General features: G+C 45.6%; 19 protein-coding genes and 2 tRNA genes. All 21 read right to left on the bottom strand.

Annotation, left to right across the window (positions count from 1 at the left end):
• Positions 1 to 48 precede the first annotated feature (48 nt).
• A tRNA-Met gene (locus A3IE_RS0113570) sits at positions 49 to 125 on the bottom strand.
• A 78-nt stretch (positions 126 to 203) separates the two neighbouring features.
• On the bottom strand, positions 204 to 503 hold the full coding sequence (locus A3IE_RS0113565) for a DUF2818 family protein (RefSeq protein WP_020396165.1): 300 nt from the start codon (positions 501 to 503) through the stop codon (positions 204 to 206).
• Positions 500 to 1,942 (bottom strand): NADH-quinone oxidoreductase subunit NuoN, encoded by a 1,443-nt coding sequence (gene nuoN / locus A3IE_RS0113560; protein WP_211206829.1) that lies wholly within the window; start codon positions 1,940 to 1,942, stop codon positions 500 to 502. Before nuoN ends, A3IE_RS0113565 begins: the two co-directional genes overlap by 4 nt.
• 2 nt (positions 1,943 to 1,944) lie before the next feature.
• Entirely contained in the window at positions 1,945 to 3,492 is a 1,548-nt protein-coding gene (locus A3IE_RS0113555; protein WP_020396163.1) for a complex I subunit 4 family protein, read from the bottom strand.
• Between the two features lie 36 nt (positions 3,493 to 3,528).
• Complete coding sequence (gene nuoL / locus A3IE_RS0113550) at positions 3,529 to 5,541, bottom strand: NADH-quinone oxidoreductase subunit L (protein ID WP_020396162.1); 2,013 nt, start codon at positions 5,539 to 5,541, stop codon at positions 3,529 to 3,531.
• 2 nt (positions 5,542 to 5,543) lie between these two features.
• Complete coding sequence (gene nuoK, locus A3IE_RS0113545; RefSeq protein WP_020396161.1) at positions 5,544 to 5,849, bottom strand: NADH-quinone oxidoreductase subunit NuoK; 306 nt, start codon at positions 5,847 to 5,849, stop codon at positions 5,544 to 5,546.
• A gap of 26 nt (positions 5,850 to 5,875) precedes the next feature.
• Complete coding sequence (locus tag A3IE_RS0113540; RefSeq protein WP_020396160.1) at positions 5,876 to 6,481, bottom strand: NADH-quinone oxidoreductase subunit J; 606 nt, start codon at positions 6,479 to 6,481, stop codon at positions 5,876 to 5,878.
• An 11-nt stretch (positions 6,482 to 6,492) separates the two neighbouring features.
• Positions 6,493 to 6,996: an NADH-quinone oxidoreductase subunit NuoI gene (gene nuoI / locus A3IE_RS0113535; RefSeq protein ID WP_020396159.1), complete on the bottom strand. Its 504-nt coding sequence runs from the start codon at positions 6,994 to 6,996 to the stop codon at positions 6,493 to 6,495.
• Between the two features lie 10 nt (positions 6,997 to 7,006).
• Positions 7,007 to 8,053, bottom strand: a complete 1,047-nt coding sequence (nuoH, locus tag A3IE_RS0113530; protein WP_026154942.1) for an NADH-quinone oxidoreductase subunit NuoH — start codon at positions 8,051 to 8,053, stop codon at positions 7,007 to 7,009.
• Between the two features lie 21 nt (positions 8,054 to 8,074).
• The gene (gene nuoG, locus A3IE_RS0113525; protein ID WP_020396157.1) at positions 8,075 to 10,195 is read right to left on the bottom strand and encodes an NADH-quinone oxidoreductase subunit NuoG; all 2,121 of its coding nucleotides are present in this window, start codon (positions 10,193 to 10,195) and stop codon (positions 8,075 to 8,077) included.
• Positions 10,192 to 11,475 (bottom strand): NADH-quinone oxidoreductase subunit NuoF, encoded by a 1,284-nt coding sequence (nuoF, locus tag A3IE_RS0113520; protein WP_020396156.1) that lies wholly within the window; start codon positions 11,473 to 11,475, stop codon positions 10,192 to 10,194. Before nuoF ends, nuoG begins: the two co-directional genes overlap by 4 nt.
• A 4-nt stretch (positions 11,476 to 11,479) precedes the next feature.
• Entirely contained in the window at positions 11,480 to 11,989 is a 510-nt protein-coding gene (locus tag A3IE_RS0113515; RefSeq protein ID WP_020396155.1) for an NADH-quinone oxidoreductase subunit NuoE family protein, read from the bottom strand.
• Positions 11,989 to 13,242 carry an NADH-quinone oxidoreductase subunit D gene (locus A3IE_RS0113510; protein WP_020396154.1) on the bottom strand — a complete coding sequence of 418 codons (1,254 nt, stop codon included), beginning with the start codon at positions 13,240 to 13,242 and terminating at the stop codon, positions 11,989 to 11,991. Before A3IE_RS0113510 ends, A3IE_RS0113515 begins: the two co-directional genes overlap by 1 nt.
• 4 nt (positions 13,243 to 13,246) lie before the next feature.
• On the bottom strand, positions 13,247 to 13,960 hold the full coding sequence (locus A3IE_RS0113505) for an NADH-quinone oxidoreductase subunit C (RefSeq protein WP_020396153.1): 714 nt from the start codon (positions 13,958 to 13,960) through the stop codon (positions 13,247 to 13,249).
• A gap of 5 nt (positions 13,961 to 13,965) precedes the next feature.
• A complete protein-coding gene (locus A3IE_RS0113500) occupies positions 13,966 to 14,442 on the bottom strand; it encodes a NuoB/complex I 20 kDa subunit family protein (protein WP_020396152.1) in 477 nt (158 codons plus the stop codon).
• On the bottom strand, positions 14,433 to 14,789 hold the full coding sequence (locus A3IE_RS0113495; protein ID WP_020396151.1) for an NADH-quinone oxidoreductase subunit A: 357 nt from the start codon (positions 14,787 to 14,789) through the stop codon (positions 14,433 to 14,435). The genes A3IE_RS0113500 and A3IE_RS0113495 overlap by 10 nt, the downstream gene beginning before the upstream one ends.
• A gap of 253 nt (positions 14,790 to 15,042) precedes the next feature.
• Positions 15,043 to 15,127, bottom strand: a tRNA-Leu gene (locus A3IE_RS0113490).
• A gap of 9 nt (positions 15,128 to 15,136) precedes the next feature.
• Positions 15,137 to 15,601, bottom strand: a complete 465-nt coding sequence (gene secG / locus A3IE_RS0113485; protein WP_020396150.1) for a preprotein translocase subunit SecG — start codon at positions 15,599 to 15,601, stop codon at positions 15,137 to 15,139.
• 13 nt (positions 15,602 to 15,614) lie between these two features.
• Positions 15,615 to 16,385: a triose-phosphate isomerase gene (gene tpiA / locus A3IE_RS0113480; protein ID WP_026154941.1), complete on the bottom strand. Its 771-nt coding sequence runs from the start codon at positions 16,383 to 16,385 to the stop codon at positions 15,615 to 15,617.
• Between the two features lie 71 nt (positions 16,386 to 16,456).
• Positions 16,457 to 17,791 carry a phosphoglucosamine mutase gene (gene glmM, locus A3IE_RS0113475; protein WP_020396148.1) on the bottom strand — a complete coding sequence of 445 codons (1,335 nt, stop codon included), beginning with the start codon at positions 17,789 to 17,791 and terminating at the stop codon, positions 16,457 to 16,459.
• Between the two features lie 34 nt (positions 17,792 to 17,825).
• Complete coding sequence (gene folP / locus A3IE_RS0113470) at positions 17,826 to 18,635, bottom strand: dihydropteroate synthase (protein ID WP_020396147.1); 810 nt, start codon at positions 18,633 to 18,635, stop codon at positions 17,826 to 17,828.
• Positions 18,636 to 18,685 lie beyond the last annotated feature (50 nt).

Below are 18,685 nucleotides of genomic sequence, written 5' to 3'. Positions count from 1 at the left end.
AACATAATAAAAAAGCCCCATAAAGGGGCTCTTTTATACTTTTTATCTTGGTAGCGGGGGCAGGATTTGAACCTACGACCTTCGGGTTATGAGCCCGACGAGCTGCCAGACTGCTCCACCCCGCATCAGAGGTTGTGAACTATAGTGGGTTTCGATCTTAGTTGCAAGCAATTCTTACAAATAAAATAAAAACACACGCAAGCTCAATGGCTTATACGGTATAAACGATACATAAAACCGGGGAAAGCAAACACTAAAAACACAAAAAAGGAGACCCAATAGAACTCCCAATCTTGGTTCGACAGATTACCCATGACTCTTTGTTCTAATAAACGCCCCATCGCGCCAGCCAAAACAAATAGTACTAAGGTTTCTAACAAGCGCATCCATACGGCTTTTTGTTCACATTGCAACACTAGAAAGCAACGTTGACTGAGCCAAGGCCAATTGGCTAAGGCCAATACAACGGCCAAGTACGACCATTGATAATACTGTACGGTCATAACTGACTAGCACTTAACACAGCAGAACATAAAGCCATTAAACCACCCGGGAATACGCCGAGCCCTAAGAGCAACAAACTATTGACACTTAAGACACCATAGAAGTCGATACCCACATCAATAGTCGTGTTATCGGCAGGCTTTTCGAAATACATAAGCTTCAAAACGCGTAGATAATAGAAAGCGCCAACCACTGACATGACCACCATGATAACAGCGGGCCAAACTAGCTCTTTACCTACAACCGCTTGGATTACCGCTAATTTGCTGTAGAAGCCTACGGTTAAAGGGAAGCCCATCATTGATAACATCATTAGCATCACGAGAAACGCTAGCCAAGGGCTACGCTCATTTAAACCTTTTAAATCATCTAAGGTTTCTGCTTCATAGCCGGTGCGGCTCAATAAAATTAATAGCGCAAACGCGGCAGCAGACATTAAAGCGTAAGTGACCACGTAAAACATCGCGGCACTGTAGCCAATGTGAGAGCTAGTGATGACACCCATAATGATGAAGCCCATGTGGGAAATAGTCGAATAAGCCAACATACGCTTCATATTGTGCTGCGCGACTGCGAATAGGTTCCCTACAATAATCGACAGTAAGCCTAATACCATCAACATTTGCGACCATGATTCCTCAACTGAACCCAAGCCCTCAGCCAAAATGCGCATCACTAAAGCAAAGGCAGCCACCTTAGGAGCACTGCCCAAAAATAGCGTCACGGCAGTAGGTGCACCTTGGTAGACGTCGGGTAACCACATATGGAAAGGTACAGCGCCCAATTTGAACGCTAAACCTGCCACAATGAAGGTCAGGGCAAATAAAACTTTGACATCATTGGCGGGCTGAGCATTAAAGAATGTACTTAAGTGATCAACACCTAAGCCACCACTAATACCGTAAAGCAAGGACATACCGTACAGCAGCATACCTGAGCCAACCGCGCCTAAGATGAAGTACTTCATTGCCGCTTCAATCGCTTTACCATTATCACGGTGTAAGGCCACTAAAGCATACATGGATAAAGACAGTACCTCTAAGCCCAGATAGAGCACCAGTAAATTATAGCCTGAGCTCATAATCAGCATCCCTAAAACGGAGGTCATGCCTAATACGAAGAACTCACCACGCCATAAATTTTGGTCACGTAAATACTTACGGGCATAGATAAAAGACAGCATGGCAAAACCCACAATACTAATCTTTAAAAAGCCCGCTAACTCATCCAGCACGTACATGCGATCTAGGCCAACGACTTTCATCTCTTGATTAAAAGAGCTGCTATAAATCAATAAAGCTGTCGTGAGTAAGGAAGCTTGTGTCGCTAAATATGTGACCACACGTGCATTTTTACCAACGAATAAATCCAGCAATAACACGACGCAGGCAGCAATGAGCAGGAAAATCTCTGGTCTAGCAATTTCAAATGCGGACATCATTAACCCCCTACCTGTGCTGTAACGACGGTCATTCCATCTGTAATTGTTGCTACCAACTGACGAATTGACGCATCCATAAAGCCTGTTAAGGGATCAGGCCACAAACCCAACAATAGCACTGCAAAAGCTAATACACCTAAGGTCAACATCTCACGCTTATTAACATCGGTCAATTTATCAACTTCGCCATTGGTGACTTCACCCCAAACGACGCGTTTCACTAGCCATAAGGTATAGGCTGCGCCAACGATCAAAGTGGTCGCTGCACCGAAGGCAACCCAGAAATTCGCTTTAGTGCTGGCTAAGATAACCAGAAACTCACCCACAAAACCGGAAGTTCCTGGTAAACCTGTATTCGCCATGGCAAACAAAACAAAGAAAGTGGCAAAAATAGGCATACGATTGACTACACCACCATAAGCTTTAATGTCACGGGTATGCATACGGTCATATAACACACCAATACACAAGAACATCGCCCCTGAGATAAAACCATGAGAAATCATTTGCACCATTCCACCCTGTACGGCCATCACTGCACCGCTAGAGCTAGGATCAGAGCCACTTAATTGCAACTTGAATACTAAGAAAAAGCCTAAAGTTACAAAAGCCATGTGTGCAATCGAAGAATAAGCCACCAGCTTTTTCATATCAGTTTGCACCAGCGCCACGAAACCAATATAGATCACAGCAACTAAGGATAAGGCAATGACCAGCCAGCTCCACTCCATTGCTGCCTCAGGGACAATCGGGAGTGCCATACGCAAGAAAGCGTAGCCACCGACTTTTAAGGTAATCGCCGCTAAGATCACTGAGCCGCCGGTAGGCGCTTCAACGTGTGCATCCGGCAACCAAGTATGTACCGGCCACATGGGGATTTTTACCCCAAATGCGATTAAGAAGGAGAAAAAGACTAAGGTTCCGGCGGTTTCTGGCAAAGCGCCTAACATATACAAGTCGGGTAAGAAGAAACTACCGCCTTGCATATAGAGATAAACCAAGCTCACTAATAGGAAGACTGACCCAAAGAAGGTATACAGGAAGAACTTAATCGTGGCATAAATACGATTGGGTCCGCCCCAAATACCAATCACCAAAAACATCGGGATCAGCATACCTTCGAAGAATACATAGAATAAAATGGCGTCCATCGCTGCAAATACACCATTAACTAAGCCTTCCATGATTAGGAAAGAAGCCATATATAAGGATACGCGGCTCTGAATGACTTCCCAACCAGCGATGACTACTAAGACCGTAGTAAAGGTGTTGAGTAAAATCAAAGGAATCGCAATGCCATCAGCACCTAATTCATAGCGAATATTAATGCCAAAGGCTTCAATCCATGCAGCAGACTCACGGAATTGCATTGTGCCCGCCGCAGCATCATAAGAGAAATACAAAGGCAAGCTCAGCAAAAATGTCAGTATCGCAATAGCTAAAGCAGCCTGTCTCCCGGCGCCTAGCTTATCACCCAACAATACAATACCTACCCCACCCACAATAGGCAGCCAAATCAGTAGGCTTAGGATTGGCCAATCAATCATAAAACACTTCCTGGAATCATAATTTGTCTGTCCACCCTAAGCGCTCAAAGCCATAAATAGCCACGCCATTAGGAAACCAACGCCTAATGCCATTGCCATTACATAGTGGTAGAGATAACCCGTTTGGAAGTGGCTGAGTAGACGCGCCGTCCAGCCTGTCATTTTTGCCACTCCATTGACGAAAAGCCCATCGATAATCGTTTTATCAAATGTCCAGAAAGCAGTGCCGAGATTCAAAGAACCATTTGCAAAGAATTTCTGGTTAAACGTATCGAAGTAATATTTGTTGTCGAGAATTTTGTAGAGCCATTGGAAACGGTTATAGAACCAATCGGCAATACTGTCATCTTTCATATAGATATACCAAGCAGCACCCACACCAGCTAGTGCCAACCAGAATGGTAACGCTATCATACCGTGGAAGATGAAGCTGAAGATGCCATGATATTCCTCACGCAAGACCTCCATCGCTGGATGACGCTCATGATCCACCATAATCGTGGTCACTTGATGGAGATGCTCAGCTTTTGGCAAGAGTGTTACTTGATTAAAGAAGTCACCCATGACCATAGTGCCAATAAAATAGCCCGCAATTACCGAGGGAATTGCCAATAAGATCAAGGGGATAGTAACCACCTTAGGCGACTCGTGTAAATGATGTAAGGTGTGATCATCCATCCGCTCATCACCATGGAATACCAAGAAGAACATCCGGAATGAATAGAAAGCCGTCACAAACACGCCGAGTAATACCATGAAATAGGCATAACCAGCGGCTGGTAAGGTTGAAGCATGAACCGCTTCAATAATCGCATCTTTGGAGAAGAAACCTGCAAAACCGGGAATACCAATGAGCGCTAAAGAGCCCACTAAGGAAGTCCAATAAGTAATCGGCATATGACGCTTCAAGCCACCCATTTTACGAATATCTTGCTCGTGGTGCATGGCGATAATTACTGACCCTGCTGCCAAGAATAATAGAGCTTTGAAGAAAGCATGGGTCATGAGATGGAATACCGCTGCTGAATAAGCTGATGCACCTAACGCAACAACCATATAACCTAATTGTGATAAGGTTGAGTAGGCAACTACACGCTTAATATCATTTTGAATAATACCGATTAGCCCCATAAAGAACGCAGTAGTTGCACCGATAATCAAAATGAAATTCAACACCGTATCAGATAATTCGAAAATCGGAGATAGACGAGACACCATGAAGATACCGGCTGTAACCATGGTTGCTGCATGAATTAAAGCAGAAATCGGGGTCGGGCCTTCCATGGAGTCGGGTAACCACACATGCAATGGTACTTGGGCCGATTTACCCATAGCGCCAATGAAGAGCAATAGTGCAATCATATCTTGATGGTTTAAGCCCCAAGCTTGAGTGAGTGCATCTAAGGGCAACATATTATTGTCGCCGCCCATCGCGACGCCTAAGCGCTCAAAGACAGTGATATAGTCTAGTGAATTAGCATAAATTACGATCACACCAATCCCTAGTAAAAAACCAAAATCACCGACTCGATTCACCAAGAATGCCTTCATATTGGCATAGATAGCCGTATCTTTCTTATACCAGAAGCCGATCAGCAAATAAGAGACTAAGCCCACCGCCTCCCAACCAAAAAATAGCTGCAGGAAGTTATTGCTCATCACGAGCATCAACATCGAAAAGGTGAATAGCGAAATATAGCTAAAAAAGCGTTGATAGCCCGGATCATCATGCATGTAACCGATGGTATAGATATGTACCATCAACGATACAAAGGTCACGACCAACATCATCATAATGGTCAAATGGTCTACTAAGAAACCCACTTCCATTTTGATATTATCAATCACAGCCCATTGATAGACGGTTTGGTTGTAAACCTCGTTGGCATCCATCTGCATAAAGGCAATGACAGATAAAATAAACGAGAATGCAACTAAGCCACTCGTTACAAAATGCGCGCCTTTACGTCCCAGTTGTTTGCCGAAAAATCCCGCTAAAATCGCACCCAATAGCGGAGCGAGCGGAATCAATAGATAAAGCGTACCCATGACTACCCCTTCAAGCTATCGAGATTTTGAACATTAATCGTGCGACGATTGCGGAACATGGTCACCAGAATCGCCAAACCAATCGCTGCTTCAGCCGCAGCAACTGTAAGAATAAAGAATACAAAGAGCTGCCCACCTAGATCATTCAGATAATGTGAGAAAGCAATAAAATTCAAGTTGACCGACAACAGCATTAATTCAATACACATCAAGAGAATTAACACGTTTTTGCGGTTAAGAAACATGCCAGCGAGACTGATGGAAAACAGAATCGCGGCGACAATTAAGGTATGCGACAAAGGTATCATGGGGCTTCCGTCACGAGTTGGGCGACTTATTGTCCAGACTTCATCTTAACCAAGCGAACTCGGTCTTCTGGGCGAACACGCAATTGTTTCTCAATATCTTGTGAGCGCACATTCACAGCGCGTTTACGCAAGGTGAGCATAATTGCTGCAATAATCGCCACCAATAAAACCACGGCAGCAATTTCAAAAGGATAGAGATATTGCGTATATAACAACTCTCCTAAAGCCTCGGTATTATTGTAGTCCGGTGCATTCTGAGCCACTGCCTTGTACTGCTCGCTCGTATCAAAAGCACTCCGCTGAATCACTACAATCATTTCTATCGCAATGATGACAGCCACTGCAATACCGGCTGGCAAGTACTTTATAAAGCGCTCTACTAACTGTTCGCGATTAATGTCTAACATCATAATCACGAATAAGAACAACACCATTACCGCGCCAACATAAACTAATACCAGTACAATGCCTAAGAACTCAGCTTCCAATAAAATCCAAATGGCAGCACTGGAAAAGAAGGTCAAAATCAAGCATAAGGCCGCGTATACAGAGTTGCGCACTGTCACAACGCCGATTGCTGCTGCAATCGTAATGCCTGCATAAATATTAAACAAAAATTGCACAAAGGTCATGCGTCATTCTCCTAGCGATACGGCGCATCAGCGGCTTTGACTTTGGCAATCTCGCTTTCATAACGATCACCCATAGCCAATAAACGCTCTTTGGTCATGATATTTTCGCCACGATTCTCAAAGTGATATTCGAAAATCGGCGTTTCAACAATGGCATCTACCGGACAAGCTTCTTCACAGAAGCCACAGTAAATGCACTTGAACATATCAATGTCATAACGCGTCGTACGGCGCGTACCATCGGGACGCTCCTGTAATTCAATCTTAATCGCCAAAGCTGGGCAAACCGCTTCGCACAACTTACAAGCGATACAACGTTCTTCACCGTTTGGATAACGGCGCAAGGCATGATGCCCTCGAAAACGAGGCGACATTGGCGTTTTCTCTTCGGGGTATTGCACCGTAATTTTATCAGCAAGGAAATACTTGCCGGTCACGCCCATGCCTTTTAGCAATTCTTGAAGCGAGAACGCTTTCAGATAATGCTTTAGGTGTTCCTGAACATTAAATCCCATCGCTCACTCCTTACAACCAAGGTTTCCAACCAAGGCCAACTGCGATCATTTCGCCAAAAATCCAAACGATTGTCACTGGTATCAATACTTTCCAACCCAAACGCATGATTTGGTCATAGCGATAACGGGGGAAAGTGGCACGAAACCAGAGATATAAGAATAAGAAGATGGATATCTTGAAGAATAACCAGTGAATACCATTACCAAACACCCAGCCAATCACCGGCGTATCGGTCAAGAAAGTTAAACCTTGGAATGGCGATAACCAACCACCTAAGAACATTAAAGACGTTAAGGCGGAAATCAAAATCATATTGGCGTATTCAGCCAAGAAGAACAGCGCAAAACCCATCCCGGAATATTCTACGTGGAAACCTGCGACGATTTCTGACTCACCTTCCGCTACGTCGAAAGGCGCACGATTCGTTTCGGCAACACCAGAAATAAAATACACCAAGAATAAGCCGAACAAAGGCCAAATAAACCACGAGAAAATGCTGCCTGATTGCGCATTCACAATCTTAGTCAGGTTCAAATCGCCGGCGGCCATTAATACACCGACTAAGGCAAAACCCATCGCGATCTCATACGAAATCACCTGAGCGCCTGCACGTAAGGCACTGAGCATCGCGTATTTAGAGTTGGAAGCCCAGCCCGCTAAAATAATGCCATACACCCCTAAGGAGGTCAGCGCCAGCAAAAATAATAAACCCGCGTTGATATTGGCTAGCACTCCACCATCAAAGAAAGGAATCACTGACCATGCTACAAAAGAAGGCACTAACGCCAACATTGGTGCTAATAAAAAGAGATAGCGATTCGATTCAGCCGGAATAACGACTTCTTTGATTAAAAGCTTTAAGACGTCAGCAAACGGCTGGAATAAGCCTCGTGGCCCGACACGATTAGGCCCTAAACGGACTTGCATAAAGCCAATAACCTTACGCTCGGCTAAGGTGGTGTAAGCTACTGCTAAAATCAGGGGCAGCAAAATCGCCACAATCTTCAATAAGATCACAATGATGGTTTGCAGCACATCGGGGACCAGGTCCCACATACTGGCTAAAAATCCCATAGCTTACACCCCACTCACGGCATTAGGTGTTAAGGCAACCATTTCTTGTAAGGCCTTGGCACGGCGCACTAAAGAATCGGTACGATACATATGAACTGGCTGCGGCAACTGACTGAGCGTAGAGGTGACTAATTGCTCGGGTAGACCGCTTGTCTTAGCCGCTTTACCGCCTTGGGTCTCAAGTTTTACTTCAGCCACTATTTCTTCGGCACTCATGTAATCAAACGCGGATAAATTCATGGAATTTCCAATCACACGTAAGATTTTCCATACCGGACGAACTTCTTGCTTAGGCTGCATAGCGCCTTTGAAACTCTGCCAACGCCCCTCAATATTGACGAAAGTGCCCGCTGTTTCAGCGAAGGTTGCCGCCGGCAATAATACACTGGCATATTCACGCGCACGATCATCGGCAAAAGGTGCAATGACAATCACCTGATCAGCTGCCTGCATAGCTTTTAAAGCCTGCTCTGGATAAGCAAAATCTTCCGGCTCCACATTCACCAAAACCAGCGTATTTAAATCACTCGCCAACAAACGGTTTAGATCTGTCTCGGCATTAGGTGCTGGCACAACCCCTGCCAAACTTAAGCCAACACTATTGGCACTGGGCAATACACTGACTACTGCGCCCGTTTGCTCGCCAATGTAATTCGATAATGCTTTTAACGCACCGAAAGCCGGATGCTGTGCTGCCAAACCACCCACAAGAATGGTTTTCTTTTCGGCTGACCTTAGTTGCTCTGCCCAAGCACGCGCTTCATCAGTCGCTTGTACGTTCAAATTACGCAGCGCCTGTGGCAGACCACCCGCACTTTCAGCCACTGCAAGCGCCAAACTAGCGACTGCGTTTAGCAAATTAGCCGAATCAACTACCACTTGTTGAACATCGAAATTGTAATCAAGCGCTTGCGGATTGATCGCAACGACCTTCGCACCTTTTAAACTTGCTTTGCGAATACGATGATTCAAAAGCGGAGCTTCAAAGCGAGAATTTGCGCCGAGCAATACTATTAGATTTTGTTGCTCTAATTCGGCTAAGTTTAAGCTAGCGCTACTACTATCAGCATGATTGAAGTCAACTTGACGCAAACGGTGTTCAATATTATTAACACCCAAGCCACGCATCAGCTTTTGCAGCAAGTAACCTTCTTCTACACTAGCGGTTGGAGAAACAAAGGCTGCTGAGCGATTGGCATCGATATGATGTAAAATAGTGGCAACGGCATCCAAAGCCTCTTGCCAACTCACCACACGCCACGAACCATCTTCCTGACGGACTTGTGGCTGGGTCAAACGGTCGTGTGCATATAAGCCTTCATAACTAAAACGATCACGATCTGAAATCCAACACTCATTAACTGCTTCATTGTCACGTGGTACAGCGCGAATAATCCGACCATCAAAGCTATGAAACTCAATATTTGAGCCAACTGCATCATGTGGCGCAATACTAGGATGCGCACGCATTTCCCATGCTCGCGCGGTATAGCGAGAAGGCTTGGCTGTTAAGGCGCCGACCGGACAAATATCAATCACATTACCGGAGAGCTCTGACACAACCGCTTTGGACACATAAGTGCCAATTTCCATTCTTTCGCTGCGACCGGTTGCACCTAGCTCACGTAAACCAGCAACCTCTTCGCCGAAACGCACACAACGTGTACACTGAATACAACGCGTCATAGCGGTTTCAATTAAGGGGCCAATATCTTTGTCCGGTACAACACGCTTAATTTCTTGGAAATTGGACTGGTTATTCCCATAACCCATTGCCACATCTTGTAACTCACATTCACCACCTTGGTCGCAAATCGGGCAATCCAAAGGATGATTGATGAGTAAGAACTCCATAATATCGCGCTGTGCTGCACGCGTTTTTTCAGAGCGCGTATGCACTTTCATATTGGCACTAACAGGCGTTGCACAAGCAGGCATCGCCTTTGGCGCTTTTTCGATTTCTACTAAGCACATACGGCAATTGGCAGCAACCGACAGTTTTTTGTGGTAGCAGAAGCGCGGAATGGAAATGCCCGCAGCATCAGCCGCCTCAATTAACATACTACCGGGACGTGCTTGTAAGGTTTGACCATCAATTTCTAGGGTGACCAGTTCTTGGCTCATGATGCTCCCTCCACCATACTACGTCCGTGCTTGACGTAATGCTCAAACTCTGGGCGGAAATGCTTAATAAAGCTCCACACCGGCATCGCTGCTGCCTCACCCAAAGCACAAATCGTACGACCTTCAATCTTATGTGACACATTTTCTAGCCGGTCTATATCTTCCATGCGACCTTTACCTTCCACGATGCGAGTCAACATCCGATATAACCAACCTGTCCCTTCACGACAAGGTGTACACTGCCCACAAGATTCGGCGTTATAGAAACGTGAAATACGTTGAAGAACCTTCACCATATCCGTGGTTTCATCCATCACAATCACAGCACCTGAGCCTAAAAAAGAGCCCGCTTTAAAGATGCTGTCGTAATCCATGTTCAAGCCCAGCATGACATCACCCGGCAATACAGGCACCGATGAACCACCCGGGATAACCGCCTTTAGTCTACGGCCTGCACGTACCCCACCGGCCATTTCTAATAACTCGCGGAAAGGTGTACCCATGGGAATTTCAAAATTGCCCGGTTTATTCAAATGTCCCGACATGGAAAATAATTTCTCACCGCCGGAATTCGCGACACCTAACTCCGCGAACCACTTGCCACCATTGCGCAAGATAGTTGGGATAGAGGATAAGGTTTCAGTATTATTGATGGTAGTAGGACGACCATATAAACCGAAGCTTGCTGGGAAAGGCGGCTTAAACCGTGGTTGGCCTTTTTTACCTTCTAAAGACTCCAGCAAAGCAGTTTCTTCACCACAGATATACGCCCCTGCACCTAACGAACCATACAGGTCGAAATCAATGCCAGAGCCCTGAATATTTTTACCCAGTAAACCTGCTTCGTAGGCTTCTCTGACTGCTTGCTCGAAACGAATCGATGGCTCATCCATAAACTCGCCACGCATATAGTTATAACCAACCGTTGCACCGATCGAATAGCCAGCAATCGCCATACCCTCAACAAGGGCATGAGGGTTAAAACGTAAAATATCGCGGTCTTTACAAGTACCCGGTTCAGATTCATCCGAGTTACAAACAATATATTTTTGCCCCGGCATATTACGTGGCATAAAACTCCACTTCATACCGGTTGGGAAACCTGCACCACCACGACCGCGCAAACCCGATTCTTTAACCGTAGCAATAATTTCATCCGCTGGCGTTTTTTCAGCGACGATTTTTTTCCACGCATTATAGCCACCGATTTTCAGGTAGCTCTCTAGGGTATGTGATTGATCACCAAATTGACGGGTCGCAAAACAGACTTGATTCGCCATGTGCTTACTCCAGTCCGTCCAAAATTGAATCAACTTTTTCAGCAGTTAAATCCGTGTGGTAGACATGATTTACCTGCATCATTGGGGCATTACAACAAGCGGCTAAACATTCTTCTTCAACTTTAATAAAGAATTTTTTATCAGGCGTAGCTTGCCCTGCTTTAATCCCTAACTTTTTCTCAATGTGAGACAGGATGCTATCGCTGCCATTTAACATACAAGACACATTGGTGCAGACCGAAATACTATAACGTGCAGCATGACTCGGATCCGTTTCAAACATGGAATAGAAGCTAGCTGCTTCATAAACCGCAATCGCTGGCAAACCTAAGTACTCAGCAATCGCATCCATTTTTTCAACCGACACGTAGTTTTCACCGTGCATCACCGCACGCAATGCACCTAGCAAAGCAGATTGCTTACGATCCTCAGGATAACGGGCTAACCAATGGTCAATTTCTTCGCGCTCATGATGGCTAAGCACGGAATTATTAGTGGAATGAAGCTCAGTCATTAGCGATCCACCTCTCCAAATACGATATCCTGCGTTCCAATCAAAGCCACCACATCAGCGAGCATGTGGCCTTTCGCCATTTCATTCATACCTGATAAATGCGCAAAACCAGGGGCACGAATCTTCAAGCGGTAAGGCTTATTTGCACCATCGGACATCAAGTAGCAGCCAAACTCGCCTTTAGGATGTTCAACAGCGGCATAGACCTCACCCGCCGGTAATACATAACCCTCAGTCATGAGCTTGAAATGATTAATCAAGGCTTCCATGTCTTGCTTCATATCCACGCGCTTAGGTGGCGTGAATTTGGAGTCTTCTAACATGACAGGGCCTGGATTCTTCTTCAGCCAATCAATACATTGACGCATGATGCGATTGGATTGACGCATTTCATTCATACGTACCAAATAGCGGTCATAGCTATCGCCATTAGTACCCACTGGAATATCAAACTCAACCTTGTCATAAGCTGCGTAAGGTTGCTTCTTACGAATATCCCACTCGATACCAGAACCGCGTAACATCGCGCCGGTAAAGCCCATTTGCAAAGCGCGTTCGGGGGTGACCACACCGATACCAACTAAACGTTGTTTCCAAATACGATTTTCGGTGAGTAGGGTTTCGTACTCATCCACCATTTTTGGAAAACGGTTAGTAAAATCCTCTAAGAAATCTAACAAACTCCCTTCACGGTTGGCGTTTAAGCGCTTCACTTCAGCGGCACTACGCAAACGCGACTCTTTGTACTTAGGCATTTCATTCGGTAAGTCGCGATACACACCACCGGGACGATAATAAGTCGCATGTAAGCGAGCACCAGAAACTGCCTCATAAGCATCCATCAAATCTTCACGCTCACGGAAGGCATAGATGAACATAGTCATCGCACCAACGTCCAAACCGTGTGCGCCGATCCACAACAAGTGGTTCAAAATACGCGTGATTTCATCAAATAAAGTACGGATGTATTGAGCACGAAGAGGCGCTTGAATACCCATCAAACGCTCAATCGCAAGCACATAGCCATGCTCATTGCACATCATCGAAACATAGTCGAGACGATCCATATAACCAATGCTTTGGTTGTAGGGTTTGCTTTCAGCTAATTTCTCAGTACCACGATGCAAAAGGCCAATATGTGGGTCAGCACGAACAATAACCTCACCATCCATTTCCAACACAAGGCGCAATACACCATGTGCCGCAGGGTGAGCGGGGCCGAAGTTCAAGGTAAAATTACGAATTTCAGGCATGGGCTTACTGAGCTCCTTGCTGAGAAGTGCTGGCATTATCCTTGTCATTACGGATAACACGTGGCACTAATACACGAGGCTCAATGGACACAGGTTCGTAAATGACACGCTTTTGCAGCGGATCATAACGCATTTCAACTTGCCCAATGAGCGGAAAATCTTTACGGAAGGGATGCCCGACAAAACCATAATCAGTCAAGATTCGACGTAAATCAGGGTGTCCTGGGAACATAATGCCAAAGAGGTCAAATGCCTCGCGCTCATACCAATTGACAGAGTTCCAAATCCCAAATACCGAAGGAACCACTGGAAAATCATTATCTTCTGCGAAAGTCCGTAAGCGAATCCGCTGATTATGCTCAACAGAAAGCAAATGAATAACCACGGCAAAACGCTTCCCAGTCATTTCAAGCGTTGCTGGTTCAGGCTCAAATGCAAATGGATCCGGGTCAGAACGCTCTACCGCACGACTAAAGCCGGTCGAGCTAGCATTTTCTGACCACTCACTGTGGCCATAAGTCAAATAATCAACGCCACATAAATCAATGAGCAAGGTGAATTTGGTCATTTCATCATGGCGCATGAAATTACAAACATCTAACCAATTTCGTACCTGTACTTCGACCGTCAGCTCGCCTTGAGGGGTCAGGGTCGAGGTTGCTTTATCGTGAAGCTTTTCGGAGAGATAAGTGTATAAGGATTCAAGAGTCGCAGTCATGCAGATCACCGTGCAATAGTACAAGTGCGACGGATTTTGCTTTGCAATTGCATAATTCCGTATAACAAGGCTTCAGCCGTAGGTGGACAACCCGGCACATAAACATCAACAGGCACGATTCGGTCACAGCCACGCACTACCGCATAGGAATAGTGATAATAACCGCCACCATTGGCGCAAGAACCCATAGAAATAACCCAACGCGGCTCGGCCATTTGGTCATAGACCTTACGCAAAGCAGGCGCCATTTTATTAGTGAGCGTGCCGGCGACAATCATTACATCCGATTGGCGTGGACTAGGGCGGAAAATAATACCGAAGCGGTCTAAGTCATAACGTGCAGCACCAGCGTGCATCATTTCGACAGCGCAACACGCTAAGCCAAAAGTCATAGGCCACATCGAACCCGTGCGCGCCCAGTTGATGAGCTTATCGGCGGATGTCGTGATAAAGCCTTTTTCTAGAACACCTTCTATTCCCATTCCAGTGCTCCTTTTTTCCATTCATAGATAAAACCAATAATCAGCACGAGCAAGAAAAATGCCATCGCAATCAGACCTGCACTACCAATTTTGTCCAGCACTACTGCCCACGGAAACAAGAAGGCAATTTCGAGGTCAAAGATAATAAAAAGAATGGCAACTAAATAATACCGCACATCAAACTTCATACGTGCATCTTCGAAAGCTTCGAAGCCGCATTCAAAAGGAGAATTTTTTGCAGTATCAGGACGGTTTGGCCCCATTAGCAAGCCTAAACCCAGCAGTACAATGGCAAGAGCAACACCCACACCAAGAAAGACTAAAATGGGCAAATACGTTTCTAGCATATTAACTAACTCCTTTCGGGCCGCCCTGAAAGATGGTGGTATAGGCTGCCGTGATGTCCATTTGGGAAGCAGAAGTCCCGTCATAGAATTCGGTGCAGACTATATAGCACTCGCACAAAAAACACCAACTCATAATTGCTTATTCATAATGCTTTTTTGATTTGACTCAAAAGTGAATAAGCAGTTTGGGCAGAGTACTTTTAATTGAGCAATAAAAAAAGCCTGTCAATCTACATTAACAGGCTTTTTTAAATGGTGCCGACGGCGAGACTCGAACTCGCACAGCCTAGGCCACTACCCCCTCAAGATAGCGTGTCTACCAATTCCACCACGTCGGCGAATAGATTTTATGGAGCAGGCTTTTCAGCCGGTGTCGCAGGTTGTGTAGCAGTTGCTGGCTCTGCCGCTGGTGTTTCCCCACTCGGTGTTGTTGCTGGCGCCGTTACCGCAGGAGTTGCCGTTTGCGACTCTACCGCTGGTGCTGCTGGAACACTACTACTGGTCACAGGCGCTGTAGGTGTTGTTTCCGGAGCACTCTGCTGAACCTTATCAATAATACTACTCGGCGCTCGTGGATTATTATGCGCTACAATCCAAGCCAAGCCCAACGAGTTCAGAAAGAAAACTGTTGCTAAAATAGCCGTGGTGCGACTCAAGAAATTGGCTGAGCCCTGCGAACCAAATACGGTTCCAGAAGATCCACTACCAAAGGCCGCACCTGCATCAGCACCTTTGCCATGCTGCATTAGAATCAATGCAATCATCGCAACCGACACCACAATCTGAACAATTAATAAAATATTATAAAGCATCTTTCACTTCTAATTAAGTAGCACGGGCGCTTTCGTGTCCCGCACGGCAAATAGCTAAGAAGTCCTGAGCTTTCAACGAAGCCCCGCCAATTAGCCCACCATCAATATCTGGCATTGCAAACAATTCGGCAGCATTATCAGCTTTGACACTACCGCCGTATAGAATCCTTACTTTTTGCGCAACAGCCGTATCCAATTGCGTTATGTGCTCGCGAATAAACTGATGCACAGCTTGTGCTTGCTCTGGCGTTGCGGTCTGGCCGGTACCTATAGCCCAAACGGGTTCATAAGCAATGATTGCCTGATTAAACGACTGAACCCCTGCTATCTTCAGCACTGCATCTAATTGTGTCTGTACAACTGATTCCGTCTGACCCGCTTCACGCTCTGCTAACGTCTCGCCAACACATAACACTGGCGTTAAGCCCGCTTTTTGCGCGGCCACAAACTTGTGTGCAAGCACAGCATCTTGTTCGCCATAAATAGCGCGCCGCTCAGAATGCCCTATCAACGTATAAGCACAACCGACATCCTTAAGCATACCCGCAGCAACTTCGCCGGTGAATGCTCCTGAACTGTGCTCACTCACATTCTGCGCACCTAAGGTGATACTTGAGTCTTGCAATAAATCAGCGACTAAGGGCAAATAGACATAAGGTGGACAAACCATTATAGCAACTTCACTTAATTCACTCGCACCCGAACAAATATCATCAATTAATGATTTAATACTGGATTGAGAACCGTTAAGCTTCCAATTACCCGCAACCATGGGTTGTCTCATGCCTTACCTCTCTTAAGCAAGCGCGAAAGGTTACCTATTGTCTAAGCAGAAATCAATGGTTTTATAAAGTCTTAGGCTGCTGCCTTAACCGCTTCAGCAATAACTTGGGCAAAATCAGCGGTTTCCGCAGCATCCTCGCCTTCAACCATGACACGAATCAAAGGTTCAGTACCGGAAGCGCGTAATAGCACACGGCCACGCTCACCTAAACCTTGTTCAGCCCAGCGTACTGCTTCTTGGATTTTAGGAGACTGATTAAAATCAATACGTTGCTTAATGGGTACATTAATTAGCTTTTGTGGATATTTAATCATCACGTGTTTGAGTTCATTCAAGCTACGCCCCGAATTCAATACTGCCTTTAAGACTTGTAGTGCGGCAATAATGCCATCGCCCGTAGGCATATGATCACGCACAATCACATGACCGGAACCTTCCCCACCTAAGATACAGTCATGTTTTTTCATGAGTTCCATAACATACCGATCGCCTACTTTGGCGCGATAAAATGGCAAATCCAAGCGCTGCATCGCTTTTTCCAAGCCTAAATTACTCATTTGTGTGCCTACCACACCAGCGCGTAACACGGCCTCTTGGGCACGGCTTTGGGCAATAATGGCAAGAACCTCGTCCCCATCGACAGACTCGCCTACATGATCCACCATAATGAGACGATCACCATCACCATCAAGCGCAATCCCTAAATCCGCGCGATACTTTAATACCGCCGCTTGCAAAGCTCCAACAGAAGTTGCCCCACACTCCTCATTAATATTAAAACCATTCGGAGTATTACCTATCGCAATTACTTCAGCACCCAATTCGCTAAACACATTAGGCGCAATGTGATAAGTCGCTCCATTCGCACAATCCACTACAACTCTTAGGCCTGCCAACGATCTATCAGACGGAAAAGCGCGCTTACAAAATTCAATATAACGTCCTGCTGCATCCTCGATACGTACCGATTTACCCAAATCCGCAGAAGGAACGGTCACTAAATCACGCTCGACATATTCCTCAATGGCTAACTCAAGCTCATCAGATAATTTGGTACCATTAGGACCAAAAAATTTCACCCCATTATCATCATAAGGATTATGCGATGCGCTAATTACAATGCCAGCCGCTGCACGAAAAGCGCGTGTCAAATAAGCCACTGCTGGCGTTGGCATGGGTCCCAAGAGACGGATATTAATCCCAGCCGCTGCCAACCCTGCTTGCAACGCAGACTCCAACATATAACCTGAAATTCGTGGATCTTTACCAATTAATACTAAAGGATGCCCATCGCCTGCTAATACCTTACCGGCTGCCCAGCCAAGCTTTAACACAAAATCTGGAGTCATGGGATATTGGCCGATCTTGCCACGAATACCATCAGTGCCGAAATACTTACGAGTCATTGCTTAAAAACCATTCAATTTTAAAGAGCTAAATTTATTCTAGTACAACTTGGGCAATTTTTAGGGCATCTACGGTAGCAGCCACATCATGAACACGAACTATGCAAGCCCCTTGCATAACAGCTAGTAAAGCAGCTGCTACACTCCCGTGCAGGCGCTCTGATACCGGTTTGTTGCCAAGCCAAGCCCCTATCATAGATTTTCGTGATAAACCAGCTAGAATGGGTCGATCTAAGACCTGCAACTGGTTCAAGTGTTTTAAGAGTTTTTGATTATGCTCTAAGCTTTTACCAAATCCAAATCCAGGATCAAGGATTAAGCGATCAACGGTAATACCGGCTTTTTCACAAACTGCTATGCGCTGCTTAAAAAAATCAATAATTTCTTGCACAACATCATGGTAGTGCGGCTGGTGTTGCATGGTGCGGGGTTCACCCAGCATATGCATCAGGCAGATAGACACATCACTCGCAGCACACACCGCCAAAGCATCAGACGCTTGCAGGGCATAAATATCATTAATCATATCGACTTTAGCAGCAATAGCCTCTTTCATTACAGCAGGCTTACTGGTGTCCACTGAGAGTGTAATATCAAATCGACTTCGCAAAGCTTGCAGGACAAGCATCACGCGATCCAGTTCTTCCTGCACTGAGATTCCCTCTGAACCTGGGCGTGTTGACTCTCCACCAATATCAATAATATCAGCACCTTCTTGGATTAATTGCTCGGCGTGATACAGCGCCTTATCGACTTGATTAAAATGGCCACCATCGGAGAAAGAATCGGGAGTAACATTCAAAATACCCATCACTTGAGGGCGCTTCGAAGAAAGATCTAGCATAAGGATTTACCAAAAAATAAGGCGTGGATGACCACGCCTTGAATAAATTA

This window comes from Thiolinea disciformis DSM 14473 (genome assembly GCF_000371925.1).
GTDB lineage: Bacteria > Pseudomonadota > Gammaproteobacteria > Thiotrichales > Thiotrichaceae > Thiolinea > Thiolinea disciformis.
The sequence above is the reverse complement of the archived record's forward strand: the minus strand, read 5'-3'. Positions and strand labels throughout refer to the sequence as shown.